General features: G+C 55.1%; 25 protein-coding genes and 2 pseudogenes. 23 read left to right on the top strand and 4 right to left on the bottom strand.

What is annotated here, in order from left to right:
• The first annotated feature begins 183 nt into the window (after positions 1 to 183).
• Positions 184 to 813: a hypothetical protein gene (locus AC0L8N_RS03970; RefSeq protein WP_473666276.1), complete on the top strand. Its 630-nt coding sequence runs from the start codon at positions 184 to 186 to the stop codon at positions 811 to 813.
• A gap of 372 nt (positions 814 to 1,185) precedes the next feature.
• Entirely contained in the window at positions 1,186 to 1,752 is a 567-nt protein-coding gene (locus AC0L8N_RS03965; RefSeq protein ID WP_473666275.1) for a PEP-CTERM sorting domain-containing protein, read from the top strand.
• Between the two features lie 317 nt (positions 1,753 to 2,069).
• On the opposite strand, the gene AC0L8N_RS03960 is transcribed toward AC0L8N_RS03965, so the two are convergent.
• The gene (locus tag AC0L8N_RS03960) at positions 2,070 to 2,717 is read right to left on the bottom strand and encodes a 2OG-Fe(II) oxygenase (RefSeq protein WP_473666274.1); all 648 of its coding nucleotides are present in this window, start codon (positions 2,715 to 2,717) and stop codon (positions 2,070 to 2,072) included.
• Between the two features lie 161 nt (positions 2,718 to 2,878).
• Between AC0L8N_RS03960 and AC0L8N_RS03955 the strand changes: the two genes are divergently transcribed.
• The 14 genes from AC0L8N_RS03955 to AC0L8N_RS03890 all read left to right on the top strand — a co-directional run bounded on the left by AC0L8N_RS03955 (position 2,879) and on the right by AC0L8N_RS03890 (position 15,132).
• A complete protein-coding gene (locus AC0L8N_RS03955) occupies positions 2,879 to 4,768 on the top strand; it encodes a DUF885 domain-containing protein (RefSeq protein ID WP_473666273.1) in 1,890 nt (629 codons plus the stop codon).
• A 227-nt stretch (positions 4,769 to 4,995) separates the two neighbouring features.
• Positions 4,996 to 5,478 (top strand): rod shape-determining protein, encoded by a 483-nt coding sequence (locus tag AC0L8N_RS03950; RefSeq protein ID WP_473666272.1) that lies wholly within the window; start codon positions 4,996 to 4,998, stop codon positions 5,476 to 5,478.
• 99 nt (positions 5,479 to 5,577) lie between these two features.
• The gene (locus AC0L8N_RS03945; RefSeq protein ID WP_473666271.1) at positions 5,578 to 5,937 is read left to right on the top strand and encodes a YigZ family protein; all 360 of its coding nucleotides are present in this window, start codon (positions 5,578 to 5,580) and stop codon (positions 5,935 to 5,937) included.
• A gap of 408 nt (positions 5,938 to 6,345) precedes the next feature.
• Entirely contained in the window at positions 6,346 to 6,978 is a 633-nt protein-coding gene (locus AC0L8N_RS03940; RefSeq protein ID WP_473666270.1) for an HAD family hydrolase, read from the top strand.
• Positions 6,979 to 7,076: 98 nt separating this feature from the next.
• The gene (locus AC0L8N_RS03935) at positions 7,077 to 7,685 is read left to right on the top strand and encodes a class I SAM-dependent methyltransferase (RefSeq protein WP_473666269.1); all 609 of its coding nucleotides are present in this window, start codon (positions 7,077 to 7,079) and stop codon (positions 7,683 to 7,685) included.
• Between the two features lie 98 nt (positions 7,686 to 7,783).
• Positions 7,784 to 8,011 (top strand): cyclase, encoded by a 228-nt coding sequence (locus AC0L8N_RS03930; protein WP_473666268.1) that lies wholly within the window; start codon positions 7,784 to 7,786, stop codon positions 8,009 to 8,011.
• Positions 8,012 to 8,237: 226 nt separating this feature from the next.
• Positions 8,238 to 8,522 carry a GNAT family N-acetyltransferase gene (locus AC0L8N_RS03925; RefSeq protein ID WP_473666267.1) on the top strand — a complete coding sequence of 95 codons (285 nt, stop codon included), beginning with the start codon at positions 8,238 to 8,240 and terminating at the stop codon, positions 8,520 to 8,522.
• Between the two features lie 512 nt (positions 8,523 to 9,034).
• On the top strand, positions 9,035 to 9,661 hold the full coding sequence (locus AC0L8N_RS03920; RefSeq protein ID WP_473666266.1) for a CPBP family intramembrane glutamic endopeptidase: 627 nt from the start codon (positions 9,035 to 9,037) through the stop codon (positions 9,659 to 9,661).
• 256 nt (positions 9,662 to 9,917) lie between these two features.
• A complete protein-coding gene (locus tag AC0L8N_RS03915; RefSeq protein WP_473666265.1) occupies positions 9,918 to 10,508 on the top strand; it encodes a hypothetical protein in 591 nt (196 codons plus the stop codon).
• Positions 10,509 to 10,861: 353 nt separating this feature from the next.
• Entirely contained in the window at positions 10,862 to 11,386 is a 525-nt protein-coding gene (locus tag AC0L8N_RS03910; RefSeq protein ID WP_473666264.1) for a 2,4'-dihydroxyacetophenone dioxygenase family protein, read from the top strand.
• Between the two features lie 132 nt (positions 11,387 to 11,518).
• Complete coding sequence (locus AC0L8N_RS03905) at positions 11,519 to 11,899, top strand: DUF1428 domain-containing protein (RefSeq protein ID WP_473666263.1); 381 nt, start codon at positions 11,519 to 11,521, stop codon at positions 11,897 to 11,899.
• Positions 11,900 to 12,129: 230 nt separating this feature from the next.
• On the top strand, positions 12,130 to 12,993 hold the full coding sequence (locus tag AC0L8N_RS03900) for a c-type cytochrome (protein WP_473666262.1): 864 nt from the start codon (positions 12,130 to 12,132) through the stop codon (positions 12,991 to 12,993).
• A gap of 158 nt (positions 12,994 to 13,151) precedes the next feature.
• A complete protein-coding gene (locus AC0L8N_RS03895) occupies positions 13,152 to 13,628 on the top strand; it encodes a hypothetical protein (RefSeq protein WP_473666261.1) in 477 nt (158 codons plus the stop codon).
• A 184-nt stretch (positions 13,629 to 13,812) separates the two neighbouring features.
• A complete protein-coding gene (locus AC0L8N_RS03890; RefSeq protein ID WP_473666260.1) occupies positions 13,813 to 15,132 on the top strand; it encodes an amidohydrolase family protein in 1,320 nt (439 codons plus the stop codon).
• A 15-nt stretch (positions 15,133 to 15,147) separates the two neighbouring features.
• Here the strand turns inward: AC0L8N_RS03890 and AC0L8N_RS03885 are convergent, their stop codons facing one another.
• Positions 15,148 to 16,293, bottom strand: a complete 1,146-nt coding sequence (locus AC0L8N_RS03885; RefSeq protein ID WP_473666259.1) for a N(5)-(carboxyethyl)ornithine synthase — start codon at positions 16,291 to 16,293, stop codon at positions 15,148 to 15,150.
• 455 nt (positions 16,294 to 16,748) lie between these two features.
• Here AC0L8N_RS03885 and AC0L8N_RS03880 point away from each other — a divergent pair.
• From AC0L8N_RS03880 to AC0L8N_RS03855, 6 genes and pseudogenes are all read left to right on the top strand, one after another.
• A pseudogene (locus AC0L8N_RS03880) lies at positions 16,749 to 18,138 on the top strand (DUF2130 domain-containing protein).
• Between the two features lie 69 nt (positions 18,139 to 18,207).
• On the top strand, positions 18,208 to 18,624 hold the full coding sequence (locus tag AC0L8N_RS03875) for an EcsC family protein (RefSeq protein ID WP_473666258.1): 417 nt from the start codon (positions 18,208 to 18,210) through the stop codon (positions 18,622 to 18,624).
• A gap of 182 nt (positions 18,625 to 18,806) precedes the next feature.
• A complete protein-coding gene (locus tag AC0L8N_RS03870) occupies positions 18,807 to 18,980 on the top strand; it encodes a hypothetical protein (RefSeq protein ID WP_473666257.1) in 174 nt (57 codons plus the stop codon).
• Between the two features lie 201 nt (positions 18,981 to 19,181).
• Positions 19,182 to 19,658, top strand: a pseudogene (locus AC0L8N_RS03865) (AraC family transcriptional regulator).
• A 146-nt stretch (positions 19,659 to 19,804) separates the two neighbouring features.
• Positions 19,805 to 21,337, top strand: a complete 1,533-nt coding sequence (locus AC0L8N_RS03860) for a DPP IV N-terminal domain-containing protein (RefSeq protein ID WP_473666256.1) — start codon at positions 19,805 to 19,807, stop codon at positions 21,335 to 21,337.
• Positions 21,273 to 22,007: an alpha/beta hydrolase family protein gene (locus AC0L8N_RS03855; RefSeq protein ID WP_473666255.1), complete on the top strand. Its 735-nt coding sequence runs from the start codon at positions 21,273 to 21,275 to the stop codon at positions 22,005 to 22,007. Before AC0L8N_RS03860 ends, AC0L8N_RS03855 begins: the two co-directional genes overlap by 65 nt.
• Before the next feature lie 41 nt (positions 22,008 to 22,048).
• Here the strand turns inward: AC0L8N_RS03855 and AC0L8N_RS03850 are convergent, their stop codons facing one another.
• Entirely contained in the window at positions 22,049 to 22,273 is a 225-nt protein-coding gene (locus AC0L8N_RS03850) for a DUF2798 domain-containing protein (RefSeq protein WP_473666254.1), read from the bottom strand.
• Positions 22,274 to 22,323: 50 nt separating this feature from the next.
• Positions 22,324 to 22,821, bottom strand: coding sequence for a DUF2938 domain-containing protein (locus tag AC0L8N_RS03845; RefSeq protein ID WP_473666253.1), 498 nt, complete (start codon positions 22,819 to 22,821; stop codon positions 22,324 to 22,326).
• 79 nt (positions 22,822 to 22,900) lie between these two features.
• On the opposite strand from AC0L8N_RS03845, the gene AC0L8N_RS03840 reads away from it, so the two are divergent.
• Entirely contained in the window at positions 22,901 to 23,314 is a 414-nt protein-coding gene (locus AC0L8N_RS03840; RefSeq protein WP_473666252.1) for a helix-turn-helix domain-containing protein, read from the top strand.
• The last annotated feature ends 547 nt before the right edge of the window (positions 23,315 to 23,861 follow it).

The following is a 23,861-nucleotide window of genomic DNA, read 5'->3' as shown; positions in this document are numbered from 1 at the left end:
GCGTTAGGCGGCAGCAGAAACAATGTCGTATCCAAATGTCTGCTGTGTACACGAAAGCGGTCGCTCGGTAGAGTTTGGCCCGACCGGCCGCAACTGACCCATTCCGGACGGTCACGTTCGTACTCTCTATTGCCAATGTTGTTGGTAGGGTCGTGGTTAATCAATGCGCTGGAGAGAGTTTGCATGACTGATGAAAAGACTGTAGCTACCGATAGTGAATCAGCCGAAACCCAGTCCCTGATACGCACAGAACGCAACATCGTCCGCCTGACGTTCTGGCAAACCATCCTCTCAGTCGTCGGTGTCGTGATCGCCGTCCTCGCTCTCTACGCGGCGCTGACCGAATCGGCGGCGGTTCGCCAGCAGACCGCGGCGGCCGTCTGGCCGTTCGTGCAGTTGATGATTGAAGACTACGATACCGGTGACACTGCAGGCTTCTCGTTTGCATTTACGAATGTCGGCGTCGGTCCCGCGAAGATGCAGGATGTGCGCGTCACCATCGACGGCAACGTCGTCCGAAACTGGTCCGAGTTAGTTGCCAGTGTGGGCGGAGACACGGGTGCCGGGGTCAACCGGAACTTCATCAGTGATCGAATCCTGCGGCCCGAAGAAACGGTCGCGGTGTTCAGTACAATGGACGCTGACTTGGCGCGGAAGCTCTTTGGCGCCATCAGAAAACCCAGGGGTTCGCTCAGCTTCTGCTACTGCTCAATCTTCGACGAGTGCTGGCTTGCAGACAGCCGCGAGGATCTTCAGGCGCCGAAGCCGGTTCAGGCCTGTCCGGATTTTGGCGACGAGACGTATATCAACTAGACGACGAAACCGACTTTGACGGATGCCGCGGGCGACACGTGACTCAGCCCGCCTTGCGCTGTTGCTTCGGCTGGACTTCGTCAGGTGCGAGTGAACTTTTGGTCGCACGGCCGCACCAGAGATAATGTCGCAACCGAGTGTCTGCTGCGTACCCGAAATCAGGCTGTCGTTAAAATTAAGTCTGGCCGACCGGTGATGACCCAAAGCGGTCATAGCCCGAATAAGAGAGAAAACCGTCGGTATTCTTTGCATATCTTGCCGGCCCCATAATCGTGCGCTGCTAACCCTCTGAAATGGTTTACATGTTTAGTCCGGCACGGATGTTGCACCTTAAATTGCGCACTCACCATTTACCTAATCAGAGAAATACTAATGACAAGAACAAGAAATGTATGTCTGGCCTTGGTTGCGGTCCTGTTGTCACCGATGGCAGCGAATGCGGTCGTGATAGTTGATCAGGAATCGCTGGACCTGGGAATCACTGGCTACGATGCAACAAACTGGCAACAAGGTGTGACGGTTGGTGTATCCGGTGAGTTGGTGGGAATAGAGATATATTCGGGTGGCGTCGGCAGCGCCGTTTTGAGTATTTTTGGTGGGGCACCGTGGCAAAGTGGTCCTTCCCTGGCGGACGCTGCCGCGGACTTGGTTGTCGGGTGGAACCTGATCGACCTGAGTGGAGCTGGGCTGTTCTTCAACGCTGGAGATATGTTCACTTGGTCTTCCAACGGCGATAACCGATTTTTGGGTGGGAGCAGCTCTAATGCCGGATCCTACGCCGGAGGAATTGCGGTATTCAATAACAGCCACTACTTTGATGGCCCCTATGACCTTGCGTTCAGAACGCACGTGAACAGCGTTCCCGAACCCGGCACTCTCGCTCTGTTAGGCCTTGGCCTTTTCGGTTTGCGCTTGGCAAGGCATAACAAGAAAGCCTGACCAAATAGTCATTACACTAGCTAGAATAAAATCCCGCCGAGTGCGGGATTTTTTTATGCCTGCGAGTGAGCTTAAACGTTAGGCTGCAGCAGAAAGTGCACGTAGCCGCGCGTCTGCTATGTACCCAAAAGATGAAAGCCAGTATCTGCCAGTCAATTCGAAGTTCCTCGATGAGCATTGGAATGAATGCCGCTCAATTGCTTTGAGATTTCCAGAACTGAAGAACATTGAATTCAGGGAGTGAGCGACTGCTATTGACCCCGGGGCTTCCCGTGATTTAGTGATTAATCAGGGTCACTTCACAGCCCCTTACTTGACTATCGCGGCGGGTCGACGCGATCCGGCGAGGAGCCGTTCAGGCGGTACCAGCCCGCAACGCTATAGCGGTCGCGTCCCGCCGGCTTCACCTCGTGGGGAATTTCCTCGGACAGGAACAGGGCCACAGTACCCAGCTTTGGAAGTACGGTTACCGTCCCCTGGTCGGTGTACAGGATCAACTCGCCGCCGTCGCCGTCTTTCCAGTCCGCGTTAAGGTAGCAAACGAGGGAGACCATCCGGTTGGCTTCACCGCGGAAAGCATCGACGTGGGTACGATAGAAATCGCCCGGGCGGTAGTGCGCCAGGTGACTTTCAAACGAGAACAAGCCCATGAACGACTTGCGGTTGAGATGAACTCGCAGCGACTCCGACCAGTCGCGCCAGGGCGCGAGGGCCGGGTGACGCTCATCCAGCCAGTGGACTCGGTTGCGCCGGACGAAGGGGTTCCGCTGTTGTTCGTGCCCCCTGCCGACGGCGGCTGTGTGGTAGCCGTCGGTGCCCAGCCGGGCCGCATAATCGGCGAGCGCCTGCGTGACGTCCGGCGGTAGACCGTCAGGCAGCACGACAAAACCGTATCGCTCGAGGCCGCTGCTCAGGGTTTCAAGAGAGGGCGGCGGAGCGGGCGGGAGAACGAAAACTGCGTCCAAGAGGGCTCAATCTGGCGGCGGTGCGCTACTCTACGCCGAAGCCCGCAATCTGCCAATAGCAATCGATCGCGGCGAACGTCAGACACTTCTATTTTCGACAGCGTTTGCGATTCGTGTCACGATTTGAGGCTGATACTCGCCATTCTCGGAGATAGTCCTTGATGAATACTTTCAAAATGCAAGGCCTGGTTGCAGCACTGACGCTGGCCGCATTGCTGACGGCATGCGGTAAATCGGATCCGGTGGGTGAACATGCCCGCGCTTCAGCGGACAATCAGATAACCGGTGACGCCGGCATGACGGCTTCTGACGACGCAGAAACAGTACGCCTCAATCGGTGGCTCGACGAACGCTACGAAGAGCAACTTCAGTTCAGCCCCATGAAACTTACCAGTCTGGGCCGCAAAGACCTTTACAGCGAGATAGACGAACTGAGTGAGCAGGCGGCGCGCGATCAAGCGGCGTGGGGCATGGACACGGTTCAGCAAATGAAGGCGCAGTTTGACCGCAATGCTCTGACCGCATTGGGCAAGGAGTCGTTCGATTTGTGGGTCTTCCAGGCGGAGAAGGCGGTCAAGGATCTGGAGTTCATGCGCCAGGGTTATTTGTTCGGTGAGCTGGGTGGCTGGGAAGACTCGTTGCCCTCTTTCCTGATCAATTTTCACAAGGTGGACGATGAAGCGGACATGCGTGCCTACATCGCCCGTATCGGCGGTGCGTCTCGCGCCATGGACCAGGTCACGATGATGGCCAAGAGCAAGGCGGCCGACGGTGTGCGGCCACCGCGTTTTGCCTATGCGACAGCAATAGAACGGGCGGCGAAAGTGACCACGGGACAGCCGTTCGGTGATGGGCCCGATTCAGCGCTGTTCGGTGATGCCAGGAGCAAAATTGACGCGCTGGCGGCTGCCAAGCTGATTGACGAAGACACCGCCAGTGCCCTTCTTGATGACGTGACCACGGCGCTGACCGAACAACTCTACCCAGCCTACAACCGGTTTATCGATTGGCTGAACGCCGACATGCCCAACGCGGATGAACAGGCCCGCGGTGTGTCGGCATTGCCGGACGGCGAGGCCTTTTATAACCACCAGCTCGCAACGTATACCACGCTACCGATGACTGCTGACGACGTGCATCAGCTGGGCCTGTCGGAAGTGCAACGCATCCTGGCGGAAATGGATGACATTCGCGACGAAGTGGGTTTCGACGGTGACCTTAAGGACTTCTTTGCATTCATACGTACCGATTCCCAGTTCTATTACCCCAATACCGATGAGGGGCGCGAAGCTTATCTTGAAGATACGCGGGCGTTTCTCGCTGAAATCGAACAGAAGCTGCCCGAGTACTTCGGCACCTTGCCGAAAGCGAAACTGGAAGTTAAGCGCGTTGAAGCGTTTCGCGAAGTGGACGGCGGGGCGCAGCACTATTCTCCCGGCACACCGGATGGCTCCCGGCCGGGCGTGTACTACGTACACATGTCGGACATGAGCGGCTATTCAAAAACCGATATGGAAACCACCGCGTACCACGAGGGCAGCCCCGGCCACCATATGCAAATTTCCATCGCTCAGGAACTCACTGATCTGCCAACATTTCGCACGCAAGCCTTTTTCTCGGTTTACTCCGAAGGCTGGGGGCTCTATTCGGAAAAGCTGTCCAGGGAAATGGGGCAGTTTAAAGATCCGTACCGGAACTTTGGCCGTCTGACCGCCGAGATGTGGCGGGCCATCCGCCTGGTGGTCGACACCGGGCTGCATGCGAAAGGCTGGACCCAGGAACAGGCTGAGCAGTTCTTTTTTGATAACTCGGCCATCCCGGCGAGCGCTGTGCGCTCAGAAGTGCGCCGCTATCTCACGTTTCCTGGGCAGGCAACTTCTTACAAAGTCGGCATGCTGAAAATTGAGGAGCTTCGCCGACATGCGGAAACGGAGCTGGGTGACCGGTTTGATATTCGCGGCTTCCACGACGTCGTACTGGGCGGGGGTGCTTTGCCCATGCCGTTGCTTGAAACACGGGTTAACAACTGGATTGCCGACCAGCGAGGTTGATTTCGATTACTCTGACGAAAGAAGAGAGCGGCACGAGCGATGCGCCTGGAACAGTAAGCGCTTTGTATTCAATCCGGAATTTGAAGGGTCTATTGACGGTATTCTGAGCAGGAAGCGGTGATTTTGGGCGGCATAAAACCACCGTTTCCGCCTCAATGCAGCGGCCCGAATATTGCGACTCATCTTCAGGCGTTTGCACAATTGATGCCGAACGTGGAAGCACTTCTGTGATATCGAAGTTTGTTTGCGGACTTTTTACTGGCGGGCCCTACTATCTGCGGGTCAACAGGGAGAGAGTATCCGTTCGCAATGTATCCACTGGTGACGTTGTTGAAGTAACGCCGAAATTGGGGTTGGACAGCGCCGACAAGATTCTCTCAGTTGGCGATCCGACAGATCCATTTGCGGTTCGCGTATTAGCGCCCTTTGAGCACCCGCGGATTCTCATCAATGACTTCACTGCTGGTGAAAAGCTGATCGAATACGTTTTTCAAAAGCTGTCTGGCAGTCGTGTGATTCGGCCGGCTCCAATCGTACTTGTACACCCGGATCTTGATTTGGAAGGTGGCCTGACACAGATTGAAGCGCGTGCTCTACGAGAAATGGTGGAAGGCGCCGGAGCCAGACAGGTCTATCTGTACTATGGTCGGCCACTAACTGACAAAGAAGTCAGCGACGTACTGAAAGGCGATCGCAATGAGCAATTTTGATCATCGGGCGAACCGCTCTATGTGGCCGATCAGGGGCCGCGGTACGAAAAAACGCAGAATACGTGTCAGGCATATTTGATTCTTCAATCTATGGACTCTATGCGAATATATGAAGGAATCATCTCGGATCGCGGTTCGAAGTATGCGGTGTCAGGGGGCGCCTGTAACTCTCCAGAAGAGGCAAAGGACTTTGTTAAGGCCCTTTGTCGCAAGAAGAAGTTCCTGAAAGCGACCCACAATACGTGGGCATTCGTGGGAAGTGCAGGCGCAGTCAAGAATGATGACGGCGAAGCAGGTGCGGGCATGGTGATTGCCCGTATGCTGGAACGGGAAGGCATTCTAAATCACATTGTCGTTGTTACTCGCTGGTACGGTGGCAAGCACCTTGGTGGCGATCGATTCAGGCATGTTCAGAACGCGGTGCACTACTATCTCGACTGCGGCATGAAAGGTGACTGATCCAGCCTGGCAGTACGCGAACCGTCGCCTGCGTGCGGCCAAGCTGTCAGGCTCAGTTCGACCAATCACCACGTCTTTCTGGCACCGGTTGCCCCTCTTCCGCTTCAGGCCGAAAGGAGGCGCGAAGCTCGACTATAGTCTGGCTACTTGAGCGGCCAGTGCTCGAAAAAGACTGCCATTTAGAACGCCGCACGGTACGGCCACAATGTACGACGCCCGCCACTTCACCTTCACTACGTCGTGCATTCGCTCGAGGCGCCTGAGAGTAAGTGCAGCTGAGCTTAATTGTCAGGCGGCAACAACAATGCTTTCGCCTGAGATTGTCCGCTGTGTACTCGAAACCAGACGGTCGCTACAATTCACCTGGTCTGACGGCTATTCGATCCAAGTGGCTATTCAAAGGAAACTATGAAAGCTGCAGTATTTTTTGACCTAGACGGTACGCTCAGCGATCCAAAGACAGGCATTGTTGGATCCATTCGTTACGCCCTGAATCGTCTAGCTCTGGATTGCCCCAATGACGACGAACTCACCTGGTGCATTGGCCCTCCATTGCTGGATAGCTTCAGCAAGTTAGTCGGTACCGAGCTGGCACCGAGAGCTATAGAGTACTACCGCGAAAGGTTCTCCGAGGTTGGCTGGAAAGAGAACAACCTCTACCCCGGCATTGAGGAGGTCTTACAAGTTCTTGAAGCATCTGAGAGGCCGCTTTTCGTTGCAACAAGTAAGCCGTTCGTGTTTGCCGATCGAATCATCAAGCATTTTGGACTGGACAAGTATTTCTTACGAATCTTTGGCTCCGAATTAGACGGCACACGGTCTAACAAGGGTGAGCTGCTAGAGTATGCACTTTCTGAAACCGGTTCAACGAAACAGGCAGTGATGGTCGGGGACAGAGAGCACGATGTTATCGGTGCAAAAGCCAATCAGATTCGGTCGATCGGCGTGACCTACGGTTACGGTAGCCAACAAGAATTGGAAAATGCCGGCGCCGATGCAGTCGTTCATACACCTCAAATGCTGGCCGCAGCACTTGTTTGATCGGCAGCTTCCAGCCGGACCGAGACATGCTGCATGCGAAATCCCCACCTCGCCCTGATCACTTGCTTCATGAACGAGAACAACGCGGTGCCGCACACGTGAGTACTGACTCCGCCAGTGCATACGAAATTCATGCCAGAGAATATCTCGCGATCCGCGACAAGTCCGACGTTGGTATTAAGGTTGCCGAACGGTGGGCGCATTCGCTGGGTACCGGAACCGATGTCCTCGAGATCGCCTGCGGTGGCGGAATGCCAGTTACGCAAGTGCTTATCGATCAGGGTTTGCAGGTGTGGGCTGTCGATTCTTCGCCGACGCTGGTGGCGGAGTTCAAGGCCCGATTTCCGGGTATCCCAGTGCAATGCGCACGAGTTCAAGAGAGCAACTACTTTGGGCGCAAGTTTGGCGGCGTGGTGTCAATTGGTCTGCTGTTTCTCTTGAGTGAGGAAGATCAGTTGGCCCTGATACGCCGAGTTTCGGGTCTTGTCAGCCCTGGAGGCCGATTCCTTTTCACGGCGCCCGCTGAAACTCATGTGTGGTCAGATCTAACGACCGGACAGGAGTGCCGATCTCTCGGGCGGGAAAGGTATGAATCGACATTGCAGGAATCGGGGTTCCGATTGGTAGGCAGATACAAAGATGAAGGCAACAATGACTACTTTGATGCGGAACGACAGGTTGGCAGCGAAATGAGCGAGGCAGTATAACCATGCATTGCCCCGTCACTTGATTAAGGTGTCCTGGATCAGGTGTGTGCAGGCGTAAACGGTCGTTAACTGAGAATGTAACCCGAGAGATGAACCTGATGGCGGGAACCGACGACAGACGTGTGATATTTGATTTCGAGATCGATTTCTCGAACGGAGGCGGTTTGCAAGGTCAGGGGTTTAGATTGGATATCGAGGGCGATGATATCGACGATGAAAGGCTGGCAGATTACATAGTCGAAGACATGCGATTACTGATGGTGGGTGAGGTAAGAATACTGAACAAGAAAATCATTCGCGAGAAACATAAGCGCACAGCGCACTAACTCATTCTGTCACTATAGAGATGGGCACTTTGGTTTCCATTAATCGCTTCGAGGCGCGCCAATTCCCGCTTTGCAACGGTGGACCGTCGCTCCGAGCTGCTTTCGGTCGCTGTATCGCAACGGAGGCGTTGGCTCATGCGCGACCCCGGCAAGACGTGCCGTCGTGTACGCGGCTCAACACGGCCACCCACGTACGTCTGCGCTGAATCATTGGACCCGGATTTCTATGACCTCGAAACCTTACCGGCTTGAAGAGCACTGCCCGTCGTCTACCGAATACATTGCGTTGAGGCTTGCCGCCGGACTCAGTCCGAAAACAGTCGAAGCCGCCGCCCGTGGTTTGCCAAACTCACTGTTCGCCGTATGCGTTCGCAACGGGGAGGAACTGGTGGGGATGGGACGTGTGGTCGGTGACGGCGGTTGCAACTTCGAGATTGTTGATATTGCGGTACACCCGGATTTCCAGCGACAGGGATTGGGTAGCCAGATAATGGCATCGATAATGAACTAACTGCGCGAGCATGCGCCTACGTCTGCCTACGTTAGTCTTATCGCCGATGAAGGCGCGCCTGAACTCTATCGGCGGTTTGGCTTTGAATATACTGCGCCTGCGTCAGTGGGAATGGCGATGAAGCTCTGACGCCAATCAGAGTTCTTGAGCACACGGACGGGCGTAGACGTTAGGCTGCCAGTTTATGGATTGATGTCTTGGCGTGCGACGGACGACGAAGACAGCGGCTTTCGTGGGTTGGCTGTGTACCTAAAATAGAGCTTTAAGTAGTATTTCGAACAACCGACGGATTGCGACTCGAAGCAGACAAGCAAACACCGCCAGGCAAATATCATGCTTGCCCGTTGGCGTGCGTCTATTGTTCTGCACTGGAGACAGAAGAATTAACCCGATAGATCACGGTGCGAAAAGTGTCCACACCTTTTGGTTGCCGCTCATCATCCTGGTATCACTAACGCTTGTGACGCAACTTGTTGCCGTTGCCTTTACGTCGGACAAGAGTTTCGCGAACATTGTCTTGCCAAGCACTGTTTCTTTGCGTACTGGTTACTGCGCCACTGGCAGCACTGGGTTTGTGCCTGGGCCCGGGAATTGGACTCGGCACGCCTTTGCTTACCGCAGTATTGATTCAAAGCAAGGGTGCCTTGAAGCAGATGGCCAACGTTGTTGCCAAGGCCGCTGGCATCGGGCTGCCGTTGGGGCTGTTCCTGTGGTTACTACGCCTTGCAACGGTGGATTCGCTGCCCCCGGAGTTGCCTGAGCTAGGTCACCGCGGACCGATTGGCGGTCTACTGGTGTCCTTGAGCGCGGCAATTGGGGAGGAGGTCTGGCTGAGGCTGGGCGTAATGACAATCCTTGCCTGGATACTTTGTCGGGCTCTCCGACAGCAGAGCTTGAAACCACAAACTGCGTATGTCGCTATCGTGCTCTCGGCACTTGCATTCGGAGCCATTCACTTGCCGCAACTTGCGGCAGCGGGCGCGGCCACACCCATTGGAATTGCGGCGACGATGTTGGGCAATACGTTGGTAGGCATCGCGTGCGGCTGGCAGTACTGGAAATACGGAATCATTTCCGCAATAGCGGCACACTTTTCCATAGATCTCATGCTGCATGTGGTTCCGGCATTGCTGGGCTGAGTCGTTCTGTGAACGACGCCGCATACCGGACATGGGCGCGACAAAGGTGTCAGGTTTATTTTGGTTGCTAGCTAGATAAACCTGACACCTTTTTCTACACTTCTATGCACCTAGCTGCAGAAAACCGTCCAGCAGCTATCGAGTCAACCGTTTGCAATGGATGGAATCCCCCCTTTTCCACGAGCGTATCAGGCCGGGAAGAGTGATACTCAAGAGTACCTTTGGTATTGGTTCTGTCAAACTGGCGAGACTTGCAATGAACCTGACGCAAAAGAAGTTTACAAATCACACGAACTTCAGGTTCGGGGATGACTCGCTCGAGTACACCGTTAAGGACAAGGGGGGAAGCCAAACCTTTACCGTAGAGTACGGGACCATCGCGTCCGGCAGCGGCGAAATCGAAGAGCGAAACGCCTGGTACAGGAACGTCGGTTTCTTTTGGGTGTTGATTGGATCATTCGTAATTTTTTCCCACTATGCGGGTACCGGTGAACTGAGGGGCTCCATCTGGCTGCCACTCGGACTCATTTGCTTCGCTATTTACTGGATTGCCAGAACGTCGTATACGACGCTGGACAGTGATAAGGGAAGAATTTTCATTATCAAAGATTCACTGCATGACCAGATTAAGAGCGAGATCGAGACACGGCGTAAGAAGCAGTGGTTTCGCTGGTATGGAACAGTTGACTACGGCAATGATCCACAAAAAGAAATAGGCAAGTTTCAATGGCTGTTGGACAGAGAAGCGATCTCAGAAGATCAGTTTGTTGAATTTCGTAGCCAGATTCTTGAGCACCATGGCATCAACCGGACGGAAGCCTTCGCAGAAGAAAGAACACTAAACTAGGCAACATGAGTAACCGGTAGGCGGAAAAAGAATAGGCCGTGACGAAATCACGGCCGGATATTGTTCCAAAGTTTTAGGAGCCATTCGGATGGTTGCCGGGTGAAGGCGAATCATGCGGGGCATCTGTCACTTGTTCCAACCCACTTCGCACTGCAGCTCCATGCGACCTGTGTCAAATGTACGTGATCAAGTATCAGGCGGCATCAGAGCAATGTCAGATCCTGCGAGACCACGCTGTAGTGGGTAGCAGTCGTTCCAGTTCGTAACGTCACAAACGGTCGCACCTGGCCGGGCAAAGAAAGTCGAGGTCGTAAGCAGACGCACAAAACCGATAACTACAAAGAGGTGACGAAATGCCAATCCAATCATTCAGCAGTGTTGACGACGGTCTGGAGTCAGGCGCTCGCAGTCGCGGTCATTTCATTGCAAACACGGATATCGATAATGAACAACTATGGGTGCCGTATGCCGATGGAGTGTGGATTCAGCCATGTTGCTTCAATGTTACGTCAGGAGGGTTCAGCGTCTTGTTGAAGGGTTTGCCCGGGGCGCAATTGGGTGTTCATTATCACGTTGGTACGGTGCGCGGCTATACAGTGCAAGGTCACTGGCGTTATCTGGAGCATGACTGGGTCGCAAAGCCCGGCACGTTTATTTATGAACCCGCAGGCGAAGCACATACCCTGGTGGTGACAGATGATTCACCGGAGTCGGCTATTATCATGTTCATGGTCGAGGGTGGTCTGATCTATCTGGACAAGCCCGTTGACGGTCAGTTCGCCGCCTATGAAGACGGGTTTTCGGCTCTTAACCTTTGTCGAAGCTACTATCGTGAGGCGGGTCTCGACGTGAAACAGCTTGATGCGCTGGTTCGGTAACATCGCTGGTCGTTTGTGGTCGATAGTGGGGCAGCAGAGCAGGGGGGCGGACCGATTTCATATGAATGAGGCGAGTCTTTTGCCGTTCATCAGGAAAACAGGTAAGAACGGAAATCTACTATCGGAGTAAGCATGGCTAACTACATCGACGGATATGTGCTGACTGTGGCACGCGATCGTCTGGACGAATACAGGCGTCTGGTTGAAGCAGCGGCAGTGATTTGGCAGGAACACGGCGCGCTGGAGTACAGTGAATTCGTTGGCGACGACCTGGTACGTGAGGGCACGCGTTCATTCACCGATGCCACGGCTGCAGCAGAAGGTGAAGTCATAGTGTTCGGCTGGGTCGCATTTGAATCACGCTCAGCACGTGATTTGGCAAATGAAAAGGTCGCCGCTGACCCAAGAATGGCGGAACTGGTTGAATCCTCGGATGCCGGTTTTGACGCCGAACGAATGCTGTACGGCGGATTTCGGTCGCTCGTGCAGTCATCCGGCAACAATGCTGGATAAGCGTTTCCTCTTAGGGCGTTCAACCTGACGAACTCTGCACCAGGCCATCGTGCTCTCCCGCGACTATTCCTGGCCAACCGTTTGTGACCCGGAAAATGCAAGCTTTGGCATGGTGCAGGCAGATTCGTTTCTCCGATTCTCAGCTATAATTCCGCCGCTAGGCTCAGTCACGAATTAGATATTGGCGTCTACTTTTAACCCGGACCGGACAGGGGCGGGGAGGACTGGAAATGCGTCGATTAATGATTGTGTTGGCAACGCCCTTTTTGTTTTCAGTTTATTCAGGAGTACAAGCGCAGGAAGATATGCTTGCCCGGGGTGCGTACCTCGTGAATGGCATAGTTGGATGCGGCAATTGCCACACGCCGAGGAACGCCGACGCCACAACGAATGACAGCATGCGTCTGGCGGGTGGTTTTTTGATCGAAGAACCGGAGTTCACGGTTTATTCCCCGAACATCACACAGGACCACGAAACCGGGATCGGCGCCTGGAGTGACGAAGACATCGTGCGGGCTATCCGTGAGGGTGTGCGGCGCGATGGCACGCTCATCGGCCCGCCCATGCCGATTCCCTCCTACCGCGGCATGTCAGATTTCGACGTTCGATCTATCGTTACGTATTTGCGAACGATCAAGCCGGTACGGAATGAAGTGCCGCGCTCCGTATTCAGAATTCCTTTGCCAGAATCGTGGGGCCCACCCTTGGGTGCAGTGCCTGACGTCGCCCGTGACGATGCTCTCGCCTACGGCACTTACCTTGGCAATGCCTTGGGGCATTGCATGGAGTGTCATACGCCGATGGAAGCGGGCATGTTCGACTTCAGTCGAACCGGCGCAGGCGGTATGGTCTTTCACAAGCCCTATGGTCTGGATTTTGCCGTTGTGGCTGCGAACATCACACCGCATGTGAAACAAGGACTCGGCGGCTGGACGGATGCGGAGATAAAACGAGCGATCACGCAGGGTATCAGCCGCGATGGTCGGCCATTGCAGCCAATGATGGGTTACAACTACTACAAGAACATCACGGATGCGGACCTGGACGCACTGATCGTGTACTTGCGATCGCTGCCTCCGCAACCGGCGAACTGAGCGCTACCCGGGCAGCTACATTTGCTGGCAAGCGGTAGCCATCGGCGTCCTTATGTCCGTTATACTTTCGCGAGCCAGCAGCGCAACGGGAACAGCGGGTTCCTGCCGCTGTTTGCGCACTGGCGATTGTCTATAGAATTCGGACCGTAGGAAGGACTATGACCACCAGATATCAATCGATTTTCTTAGCAGCGATGCTGCTGGCAGCGAGCCCGTTGCTGATCGCGGCAGATGCACCGCCAGTTCGCGATGCGATACGAATGATTGTTATCACCGGCGACGAAGGCATCCATTTCGAGCGAGGCTGTGCGTTTTACGAGTTGCGCGCGATTCTGGCCCGGAACGAAAGTGCGGCGAGCGGTGCGATTGATCGCTCGAAAGAGCCGTTGTTCGAGGTCCGGCTGATTGGCAAGGCGGGCAACAGTACTCTGTATCTCGGGGACCACTGGATGCGTACGTCTGCCGGAACGGCAATACTTCCGGCTGCCGATTATGAACGGATAGTAGCGCTTGTTGAGAAGCGAAAAGGGGAAGGCGTTCCGACGGACAAGCTTGATGCGTCGATACGGCGCGCGACGAAACTGATTCAACACCCCAAGTACGTTGAAGACAAACGGTGCGAGGAAACCTACTGATTCACTATCCGCGGATTTGAACTCCTCATCGACTCCCGTCGTCAGACACAGTGTGAATAGCGTCTGTTTACGGTCAACAGAGGGGCAATGAGTGCCATGCCAGACCGCTACGAAAGCGTGTTGAGCATTCATGTTCTCGACTGATGCTATGAAAGTCGGGCGCATCAGGTTGCAGGAATCCCGCATGTTGCTCCGGGATCTTTTTCTCGCGTCGACAATTCTTCTGCTCACTTCGGCCTGCGCCATCTCAGCCAATGATCAAACGCTGCTTGTTAAGGGCGCGACGGTAATCGACCCGTCGGCAGGAACGGTTCTGACCAATCACTGTATCCGGATATCCGAACAGCGGATCGATAGTGTTGAGCCTTGCATGCCGAACGAAACGGCGGCGCAGGTCATTGACGCCTACGGCAGCTGGGTCGTTCCCGGTCTTTGGGACATGCACGTACACGCGCTCTGGGACAAGTCAGCCTACTGCCCGTTCTTTTCCGGTTTCGTCGCTTACGGCGTCGTGGGCATTCGCGATATGGGCGGTGATGAAAACGTGCTTGCGGAAGCGCGAGCCTATCTGGATCAGGACCGGAACATCGGCCCGTACCTGGTTGCCGCGGGCAAGATTCTCGATGGCCCGACGCCAGTTCATCCGGAAATCGCGATTGCGGTGCGCTCCGCCGAGGACGGAAGGCAGGCGGTCGCTGCAGTTGATGCGATGGGAGCGGATTTCGTCAAGGTCTATACAACACTCCCGAAAGCTGCTGTTGTCGCAGTGTTTGACGAAGCGGACAAGCGAGGTTTGAAAGTCGTCGGTCATCTTCCAATGGGTATCACGTTGTCCGAAGCGGTTGAGGCCGGCATGGCAGGGATCGAACACATGGCGGTCGAAATCGGCGGTCTGTGCGATGCCAGTAATGAAGTGGCGTGCACGCAAACGATGACGCAGTTAAGACGTGCGGGTGTTTATTTGACGCCCACGCTGGTGGTGCGAAAGCGTCCCGCCATGGTCAGAGAACCGACAATTGCCGAGCAGAGCCGCATTGCGGCTATGCCCGACATCGTTGTCAGTGAGTGGTCCGCAGGTCTGGACCGGAGCTTGCGTAACAGGCCTGAAGAGTACTTTGCAGACAAGGCGGAACAATACCGGCGTGAGCAACGGTTAACGGAAATCGCCATCGCCAGCGACGCCTTGTTACTTACAGGCACAGATGCCGGGGATTTCCTGGTGCCACCCGGTTCGTCATTGCACGAGGAGCTGGAACTGCTCGTCAACGCGGGCATGGACGAAATGGTCGCACTGCACGCGGCAACCGGGCGAGCGACAGACTTTCTGAACCTCACCGACAGGGGGCACATTAGACCCGGTGCCGCCGCCGATCTGTTGCTGCTCAATAGCAACCCGTTGGACGATATCCGCAATACACGGGACATCGCCATGGTGATTCTGAACGGCACGGTTCTCGATGGCGAATCGCTCGCCAGCCTGCGATCGCAACGGGAGTGTCACTAACCCGGTTGCAGGTGCTCAGGCCACCGCTGCGTGCGGGTATTCCGACTGGCGGTTTTGAAAGGAAAGAACGCCCGGTTTCAGAATAACGCCAGCATCAATATTTATAGCCCGGCGAATGGTTTCATTCTTGTGCCAGCTGGCGCGTCCTTCAATCACTGTCGGCAAGTGCACAACGAGCGCAGCAGAGATCGAACGAGACGCACTTTCCCACAGGTAACTGGGTGTGTGATCGACCGCGTAGTAATCAGTCTTGCCGAATTTGAGCATTGGTGCTTTGAACGTGGTGGGCTTGGCGAAATAAAAGCCCATACCCTCGTCGCAACTGACATCCACAATAAGGCTGCCGGGCTTCAGGCAGTCTTTCTCGTCTTCGGTAATGAAGTTCAACGGCCGGTCGGGTTCCTGTAACGTGCCGTTTACAATGATGTCGGACTCGCTGATCAGCTCTGACAACGGCGTTTCGCTGCCGTCATGCTGCACGACCAGCATGCGTGCTTCGCCTTCTCCGCCTTCCCGCAGGCGCACATAGTGGCAATCAAGCACCTCTTCGCGAACTTCGTGATCAGGGCGCTGTATGCAAATCGTAATGTCGCGAAAGCCATGTGCCTTCAACGCGTAAATCGCCCCACGACTCACAGCGCCGAAACCAAAGATGATTGTCTTACGCTGATTGCCGTAGTGGCCGTCTATCCCTTTGAGGCGCAAGGCGTGCAGGATGGCGCAATAACCGGCCATTTCATTGTTCTTGTAAAACGTGTGACGACCAATGTGCCCGGATGGCGACCAGACGAACATGTCTTCAAAGGCGATGAGCGTTTGCTTGCGGTCTACGGCTGCCTGGGTAATGGCGCGTTGCTGGGCGCAATGCGGGTAGCCCCAGAGTATCCCTTCTTCACGAAGGTCTTCCAGATCCGATAATACCGGCTTCGTGAGAATCACATTGCCAAGGTCTGCCAGTATGTCTTGTCGCGATGCGATGCCACCCGACTGGGACGCGAGGTCAGAGTCAGTAATGTCGAAGGGTGCGCCGTAGCCTTCTTCGAATATCAACTGTCGTCGGTATTGTTCCGGTATACGGGGCAAATGGTTCGGGTGAAGAGGGACTCGTTGCTCACCTTCTTTCTTGGACGATCCGATAACCCCAAAGGTTAACGTGCTCATTTACTTCTCTTTATACGTGAAATCGGATCCGCCACTAGAACGCGGCGCCCGTACGTCATTGAGGTTTTTGTCCGAACCCGGGCTCGCAGTCTCACACGTTAATGGCTCCGTGTCTGTCCGATAAGGCGCTTAATGGGAGGAGCTGGTCAAATTGGGCAAGTATTGGGCAGTCGGTTTCGCGCTGACTTTGGTTGTAATCTGCCAGGGTATGATCAGGTGGCTGAGATGGGTGGGGTCGGCGCTGTATTCGCGACAATTCGGATAGCTTGCCGACAACGAGATCTGACGGAACGGCGCAGATGCTGTCGTCCAGCAGCAGGTTTCGATGCATTTACGCGCGGGGCACCATGCAACGATCACTAATATCCGTTGCCTCAGGGCCCTCACCGACAATGGAGCAGGGTAAGATGGCCTCTATCAGAGCTTCGGCATCCAGGAGAAGTAGCGCTTAATGCGTGACATCAGTTTGCCCACACTGCAGCAAAGCGTTCAAAGTTGATGAAGCCGGGTATGCGGACATTTTGAAACAGGTTCGCGACAGCGAGTTTGATAAACAGCTGCATGAGCGGCTCGAACTGGCCGAGCAGGACAAGCGAAATGCCGTTGAAATAGCCAGGAACCAGGTCAGCAGCGAGCTGCAGAAGGCAGCAGCTGCCGGCGACACGGAGATCCAGAGCTTGCGGGCCAAACTGGATGCCGGCGAGGTAGAACGTAAGCTTGCCGTGACCGAGGCCCTGAAGGCGCTGGAAGAAAAGAGCGTGATGCGCTGGCAAAACGAACTGGAGCGGGCGAAGCACGATAACCAGGCCGCATCGAACCTGGCTGAAGTACGGCTCTCGAAAGAACTGCAGGAAACCGCTGCGAAGAAAGACGCGGATATCCAGGAGCTGAAGGCCCAGCTGCACGCGACCGAAGCAGCGAAGAAACTCGCGATTGCCGAAGCCGTTGGCGCTGTTGAAATGGAGCGCGACAAACTGCGTAACAGCCTGGAGCGTGCAGAGCTTGAGAAGAAGCTGGCCGAGACATCCCTGAAGGACAAGTACGAGACGCAGCTCAAGGATCGCGACGATGCGATCGAGCGCCTCCGGGATATGAAAGCGCGCCTGTCAACCAAGATGGTGGGCGAAACTCTCGAACAGCACTGCGAGACCGAGTTCAACCGCATTCGCTCGACGGCGTTTCCGCGAGCCTATTTCGAGAAAGACAACGACGCACGATCCGGCAGCAAGGGCGACTACATCTTCAAAGACTCGGACGAGTCGAGGTACCGAGATCGTCTCGATTATGTTCGAGATGAAGAATGAGAGCGATACGACGGCAACCAAGAAAAAGAACGAAGACTTTTTCAAAGAGCTGGACAAGGATCGTGTGACGAAAGGCTGTGAGTATGCGGTGCTGGTTTCATTGCTCGAGCCTGACAGTGAGCTGTACAACACCGGGATCGTGGACGTGTTTCACCGTTACCCAAAGATGTATGTTGTTCGCCCGCAGTTCTTCCTGCCCATTATCACGATACTGCGCAATGCGGCGATGAACTCGCTGGAGTACAAGTCAGAGCTGGCGCTTGTTAAGGCACAGAACGTTGATATCACCAACTTTGAGAACGAGCTTGATACATTCAAGACGGCATTCGGGAAAAACTACGAGCTGGCCTCAAGGCGCTTCAAAACGGCCATTGATGAGATCGATAAATCGATCGCCCATCTGCAGAAGACCAAAGATGCGTTGCTTGGTACGGATCGCAACCTTAGGCTTGCCAATGACAAAGCGCAGGATGTCACCATCAAGAAATTGACCCGGCGCAATCCGACGATGGCAGCGATGTTCGAGGATCTCGATAAATAGGGCATCGCGAGAGTAAGGTTATGGATGAACTGCAAAAGAGCCGATTGAACGCCGACGACCAGGCAGACCTTGTTCGCGCCAAGGTTCTCCTGGGAGAAGGTCAGTCTGGCCGCCCGCGTGTCGAACTACGTTGGCGAGCCCATCGACAAATTGATACGTCTGCTTCCAGCGGGTTCGAGCAGCCTTATTCTCGATGCGTCCGAGAAAGCGATCCGGGCTTCGTTGAAGGTTGCCCTGAAAACGCTGAGCAAAGAGTCGCGGCCTGCGTCGAACGTATTGCACCGGATCGGAGCGGCGACGTCCGGTGCGGCGGGCGGCGTCTTCGGACTGCCTGCACTCGCAATCGAGTTGCCCGTGTCGACGACGATCATGCTGCGCTCTGTTGCCGATATCGCCAGACACCAAGGCGAAGAATCCCCGGAAGCGATCGATTCGCAACTCGCCTGCCTGGAGGTCTTCGCTCTTGGCGGTCGAAATCGAGAATGACGACGCTGCCGAAAGCGGTTACTACGCGGTTCGTGGTGGCCTCGCCAAGCTGGTTTCGGATGCGGCGAGCTATCTGGCCAGAAGTGCGGCTACCTCGGAGAGCGCGCCGCACCTCGTCAGGCTGGTCACGCAGATTGCTGCGCGCTTCAGTATACTCCGTCACCACGAAAGCAGCCGCGCAGGTGGTACCGATTATCGGTGGGGTTGGTGGCGCGTTCATTAACACTTTGTTCATCACGCACTTTCAGGACGTCGCGACCGGTCACTTTGTTGTTCGCAACCTCGAACGAAAGTACAGCAAACAAATTGTCAATGAAGAGTACGAGCGGATCAGTATCAGTGGTGAGGAATTGTAGTCATTCGCGGTGCTGTTACAGTCAGGACCGTTAAGGCAGACCTTCGGCCGAAACCGGCTTGAGTGTTGCGTGTGGTAGCAAACAGTGAACGGTCGCGTGCAGATATGCACTAAGGTCGGCCCGGACGGGTCAGTCTGATACAGAACAACCGCTTGCCGTTCATCCTGGTGCTTACGATAACTCCGCCAATCGGAGAAACGAATGAAAGTAGCTGTCGTCGATTTTCCGCGCACAAGAGTGGCAGTAGCCGAACATCATGGCCCACCCGAGCAAGAGTACGAAACCTCCCGAAAACTCATTGCATGGCGCAAAGAGAATGGTGTCTCCGTTGATCGCCATCAAACTTACGGCATTCATTACACGGATCCGTTCTCGACGGCGCCGGAAGATCACAGAGTGGACTTCTGCGTTTCGTACGATCGGGATATCGAAACAAATCCGCAGAATATTACTAGCAAACTGATACCGGCAAACCGGTGTGCAGTAGCGAGGCACCTCGGCTCGCGTGCTCGATAAAAAACGCAAGCGGCCGTGTACTTGTTTCGGGAGTGGCTGCCGGGCAGCGGTTTCATTCCCGGGGATTTCCCGGTATTTTTTCACTATGTCAACGTTGGCCAGGATGTTCGTGAGGACGACATGATCACCGACGTTTACTTGCCAATACGTGAATCGCAATAGGGCCTCAGCAATGATTGATCGACTCTACTCCGTCGACTGTTCGTCACTGGCTTCTGCCTGATGGTTTTCTCAGCGTGCGCTCCGCAGACCGCAAGTAACGTTGCTCCACAACAATTGCCAGGAGTGTCTGCTCACTGAACGAAGCCTTGTACAGGGATCGCGTCTACAAAGCCAAAGTGCCGGGCACGGTACGCTGGCTGGAGGATGGTTCGGGATACACCGCGCTGGAAACCGTTGATGCCTACAAAGATGTGCAGCTTGAGCTGGACGAGTTGGGCGAAGACATAAACCCTTACCGCGAGATTGTGCACTACGATCCGGCCACTCTGGAACGCACGGTGCTGTTCTCCTTGGCGCGACTGACGCCGGCAGGCGCGGGTCAGGCGTTGGCAATTGATGATTATCAATGGTCAGAAGACAAGAGCCAGTTGTTGCTGTTTTCAGATGCACGAAAAGTCTGGCGAAAGCGCAGCCGTGGCGACTATTGGATTCTGAACATCGCGACTGGCGAACTCCGGCAGCTGGGCGGCGAGCAGCGGGAACCAAGCCAGATGATGTTCGGCAAGCTGTCTCCGGACGCGACGAGGTTTGCGTACGTGTGGCGTGACAATATCTATGTGCAGGATCTGTCGACGATGGAGATTGTCGCGCTGACGACCGATGCATCCGACACTGTTATCAACGGTCATTTCGATTGGGCCTATGAAGAAGAGTTCAGCATTCTGGACGGCTTTCGCTGGAGCCCTGATAGCCAGCGTATTGCCTACTGGCAGCTCGATACCCACGCTGCGCGGGACTTTCTGATTATCAACAACACGGACGAGTTGTACCCAACGGTATCCAGGATTCCGTACCCAAAGGTGGGCCAGGAAAACTCCGCGGCTCGCATTGGTGTGTCTCGGGTCGATAACCCCAGCACCGTCTGGGTCAAACTGCCCGGCGTTGCCAAAGACATGTACGTGCCGCGGATGGACTGGGCCAACAACTCCGACGAGCTTCTCGTGCAGCAAATGAACCGCAAACAGGACACGAACCGGGTCTTCTACGCAGACGTGCACACGGGTGATGTTCGCGAGGCGTTCGTCGAGCGGGAGGAAACGTTCATCGAGGACGTCATTGATCCGGAGTGGCTGGAGAGCGTCGATGCATTCACCTGGACCAGCGAACGCAGTGGCTGGCGGCACATCTACCTCGTGTCCCGCGACGGCAAGACCTTTACGGATCTGACGCCGGGCGAATTCGATGTCATTAATCTTATCTCCATCGACGAGGCGAACGGCTGGTTGTATTTCATCGCCTCGCCGGAGGATGTCGCACAGCGCTATCTGTACCGCAGTCGGCTTGACGGTAGCGGTCAGGTCAGTCGCGTTACGCCCGCAGGCCTGGCCGGCACCAACTCGTACCAGGTTTCCGAGGATTCACGCTGGGCGATACACAAGCATTCGCGCTTTTTGCAGCCGCCCGTGTACAGCCTCGTGTCACTGCCGGATCACACGGTACACCACGTGCTGGAGGACAATGCGGCACTGGCGAGGAAGGTCGCCGATCTGTCTCTGAGCGAGGTCGAGTTCTACGAGGTAGCGGCGCGTGATGGGCTGCGACTGAACGGTTACTTTGCTGCGCCCCTGGAATTTCGATGCCAGTCGCAAGTATCCGATCATCAATTACGTTTACGGTGAACCGGCGGGCCAGACGGTGCGGGATGTATGGGATGAAGCCCGTAGCAACTGGCACATGTTGATGTCGCAGCGAGGCTTTGTCATTTCCTCGGTCGACAATCGCGGCACGCAAGCACCGCGCGGTCACGACTGGCGGCGATCCGTTTACGGCGCCGTTGGTGTGCTCGGTTCGCGCGACCAGGCGGATTCTCTGAAGGCGATCTGCGAGCGTTGGAGTTTTATTGATTGCGACCGGGTTGGCGTTTGGGGGCATTCCGGCGGCGGCTCAATGACCCTGAACCTGATGTTCCGTTATCCGGAGCAATACCATGTTGGTATTTCGCGAGCGCCGGTGGCTGATCAGCGCTTGTACGATTCCATATACCAGGAGCGTTACTCTGGTTTGTTGCCGGACTACGAAGAAGGTTACCGACTGGCGTCACCCATTACCTATGCATCTCAGTTGCGCGGCAAACTGCTGCTAATGCACGGTACGGGTGACGACAACGTGCACTATCAGGGTTCCGAGCGTTTGATCAATGAGTTGATCAAACACAATCGGCGCTTTGATTTCATGTCTTACCCGAATCGCCAACACGCGATCAAGAAAGGCGAGGGCACCGAGCTGCACATGTACTCGACAATGACCGATTACTTTGAAGAACATTTGCAAGGTGCGGACGCGGAGTGAGGCTGTCGGCATTTGAACGGTAAACGACAGCCACAGCCGACTTATGCGGTCATTCGGCCGACAAGGTTTCGGACCAACGGTGCAACGACAGCAACGGTGGGAAAAGCAACAGGCCATGTGGTTAAACAGCTTCTTAGCCACTGGGCTGCAAACCCGGCGTGCAGTCCTTGCGAGATGACGAGCACAAAAGCCGAGACGATAGCGACCATGATGGCCGACAGCAGGGCGCTGAACAGTACCGGTGCATAGCGGGATGGAATACGCATTTTGATAACCTGCGAGTGTGAATAACGTTTAAGAGAATTGTCAGAGAGCTTTACTGCGGAAGGCCGAGCAGATGGGCAACCCAACCCGCCAGGTACATGCCGACTCCAAAGATCACGTGCGTGATAAGGCTTTGCAGCCGGGCTGAATTCGGCTTTGGCGTTCGTGACGCGGCAATGCCGGCACCCATACCGGGTTGCATCAGCAGGAACGGCGCGGCCACGGTAATGATGCCAACGATCAATGCAGGCATAAGCGTCGGCCGTGCAATCCACTCGAGACCCCAGAACACAATGAGCACTCCGGCGAACGCGATACCGATCAGGTAGTGCGCCAACCAGCCGATCAAACGTTCCGCCTGTACAGGCGGCGAAGCTGCGATGGAATCGTGCCGGAATTGCCCTCGCGGTATGTACGACATCCAGCGGCCGACGAGCCCGAAGTTGGGCGGAGCGATTCCCGATAGAGATTTACGTGCCACGCTCCAGAGATCCGTGACAGCGGTTGCACCGACCCCGACGACCAGTGCGGCGACAAGGTAGTTCGTCATTTCGTCCACGAGTTATAGCCTCCAAAACCAGAATGGTGATAGCGTACTACTTCAAGTCAACTTGAGGTCAAGAGGGGAAATGGATATTTCTGAAGTGGCCCGGCAATCGGGCGTACCGGCCTCCGCGCTGCGGTATTACGAAGAGAAAGGCTTGATCAGGTCCGTCGGCCGACAAGGTCTGCGGCGTGTGTTTTCGCCAGGCATCCTGGATCAACTGGCGCTAATTGCACTGGGGCAATCGGCTGGTTTCTCGCTGGATGAGATCCGCGAGATGTTCGCACCGAATGGCAAACTGCAGATAGACAAACAGTTGCTGTCCGACAAAGCCAATGAACTGGATACAACCATACGCCGGTTACGTGCCATGCGTGACGGCCTGCAACATGCAGCGGCCTGTCCTGCACCCAGCCACATGGAATGCCCGAAGTTTCGGCGTTTGTTGGATGTGGCGGCATCGAAAGCGGGGCGAAGGAAGAAGGGTAAGAGGAAGTAGCAGTCGTTTTTGGACGCAGAGGTTTTATGTACCGGGTACCACGCGCTCGGGGTCAATCACTAGAAAGTAGCGCAAGGCTAATCGCATCGCGCCCTTACAGACTTTCGCTAGTCGTACCGACTTATTGGAACCAGGCCGAGTCGTTGCTTTAACAATAAGTCAGGTCACCATCGACGAGCAGATCAGACCGACTATCTGCGGAATAACGCCTATGGGACCAAGTTCCTGAGCAATGGCGCGGTCGAGAGAGCGGGGGAGAGGCTCAGACGGATAGTACGTCCTACTCGGGACAGAAAAGAATTACGAGCATGACTCCCAGAATACGCGTTTCGGTGTATATTCCACTGTAGAAGGTCAAAAAATAACAACAGCGGTGAAAGCTGCGATGGATAGTAACAAGCCAGTTCCCGTACTAACCGAAAGTTGATTGTTCTGTATCCCACGTGCTCGGAAGTTGAGCTTTGGGTCGATTTGCCTAATCGCAATTCTACAAATTGTTTTTAGACATACGAATCCTAGTTATGTGTCATAGACGCATTTGCGGAGA

This window comes from Woeseia sp. D3-10 (assembly GCF_055809415.1).
Note: the sequence above shows the minus strand (reverse complement) of the source record. Positions and strands in the feature narration are given on the sequence as shown.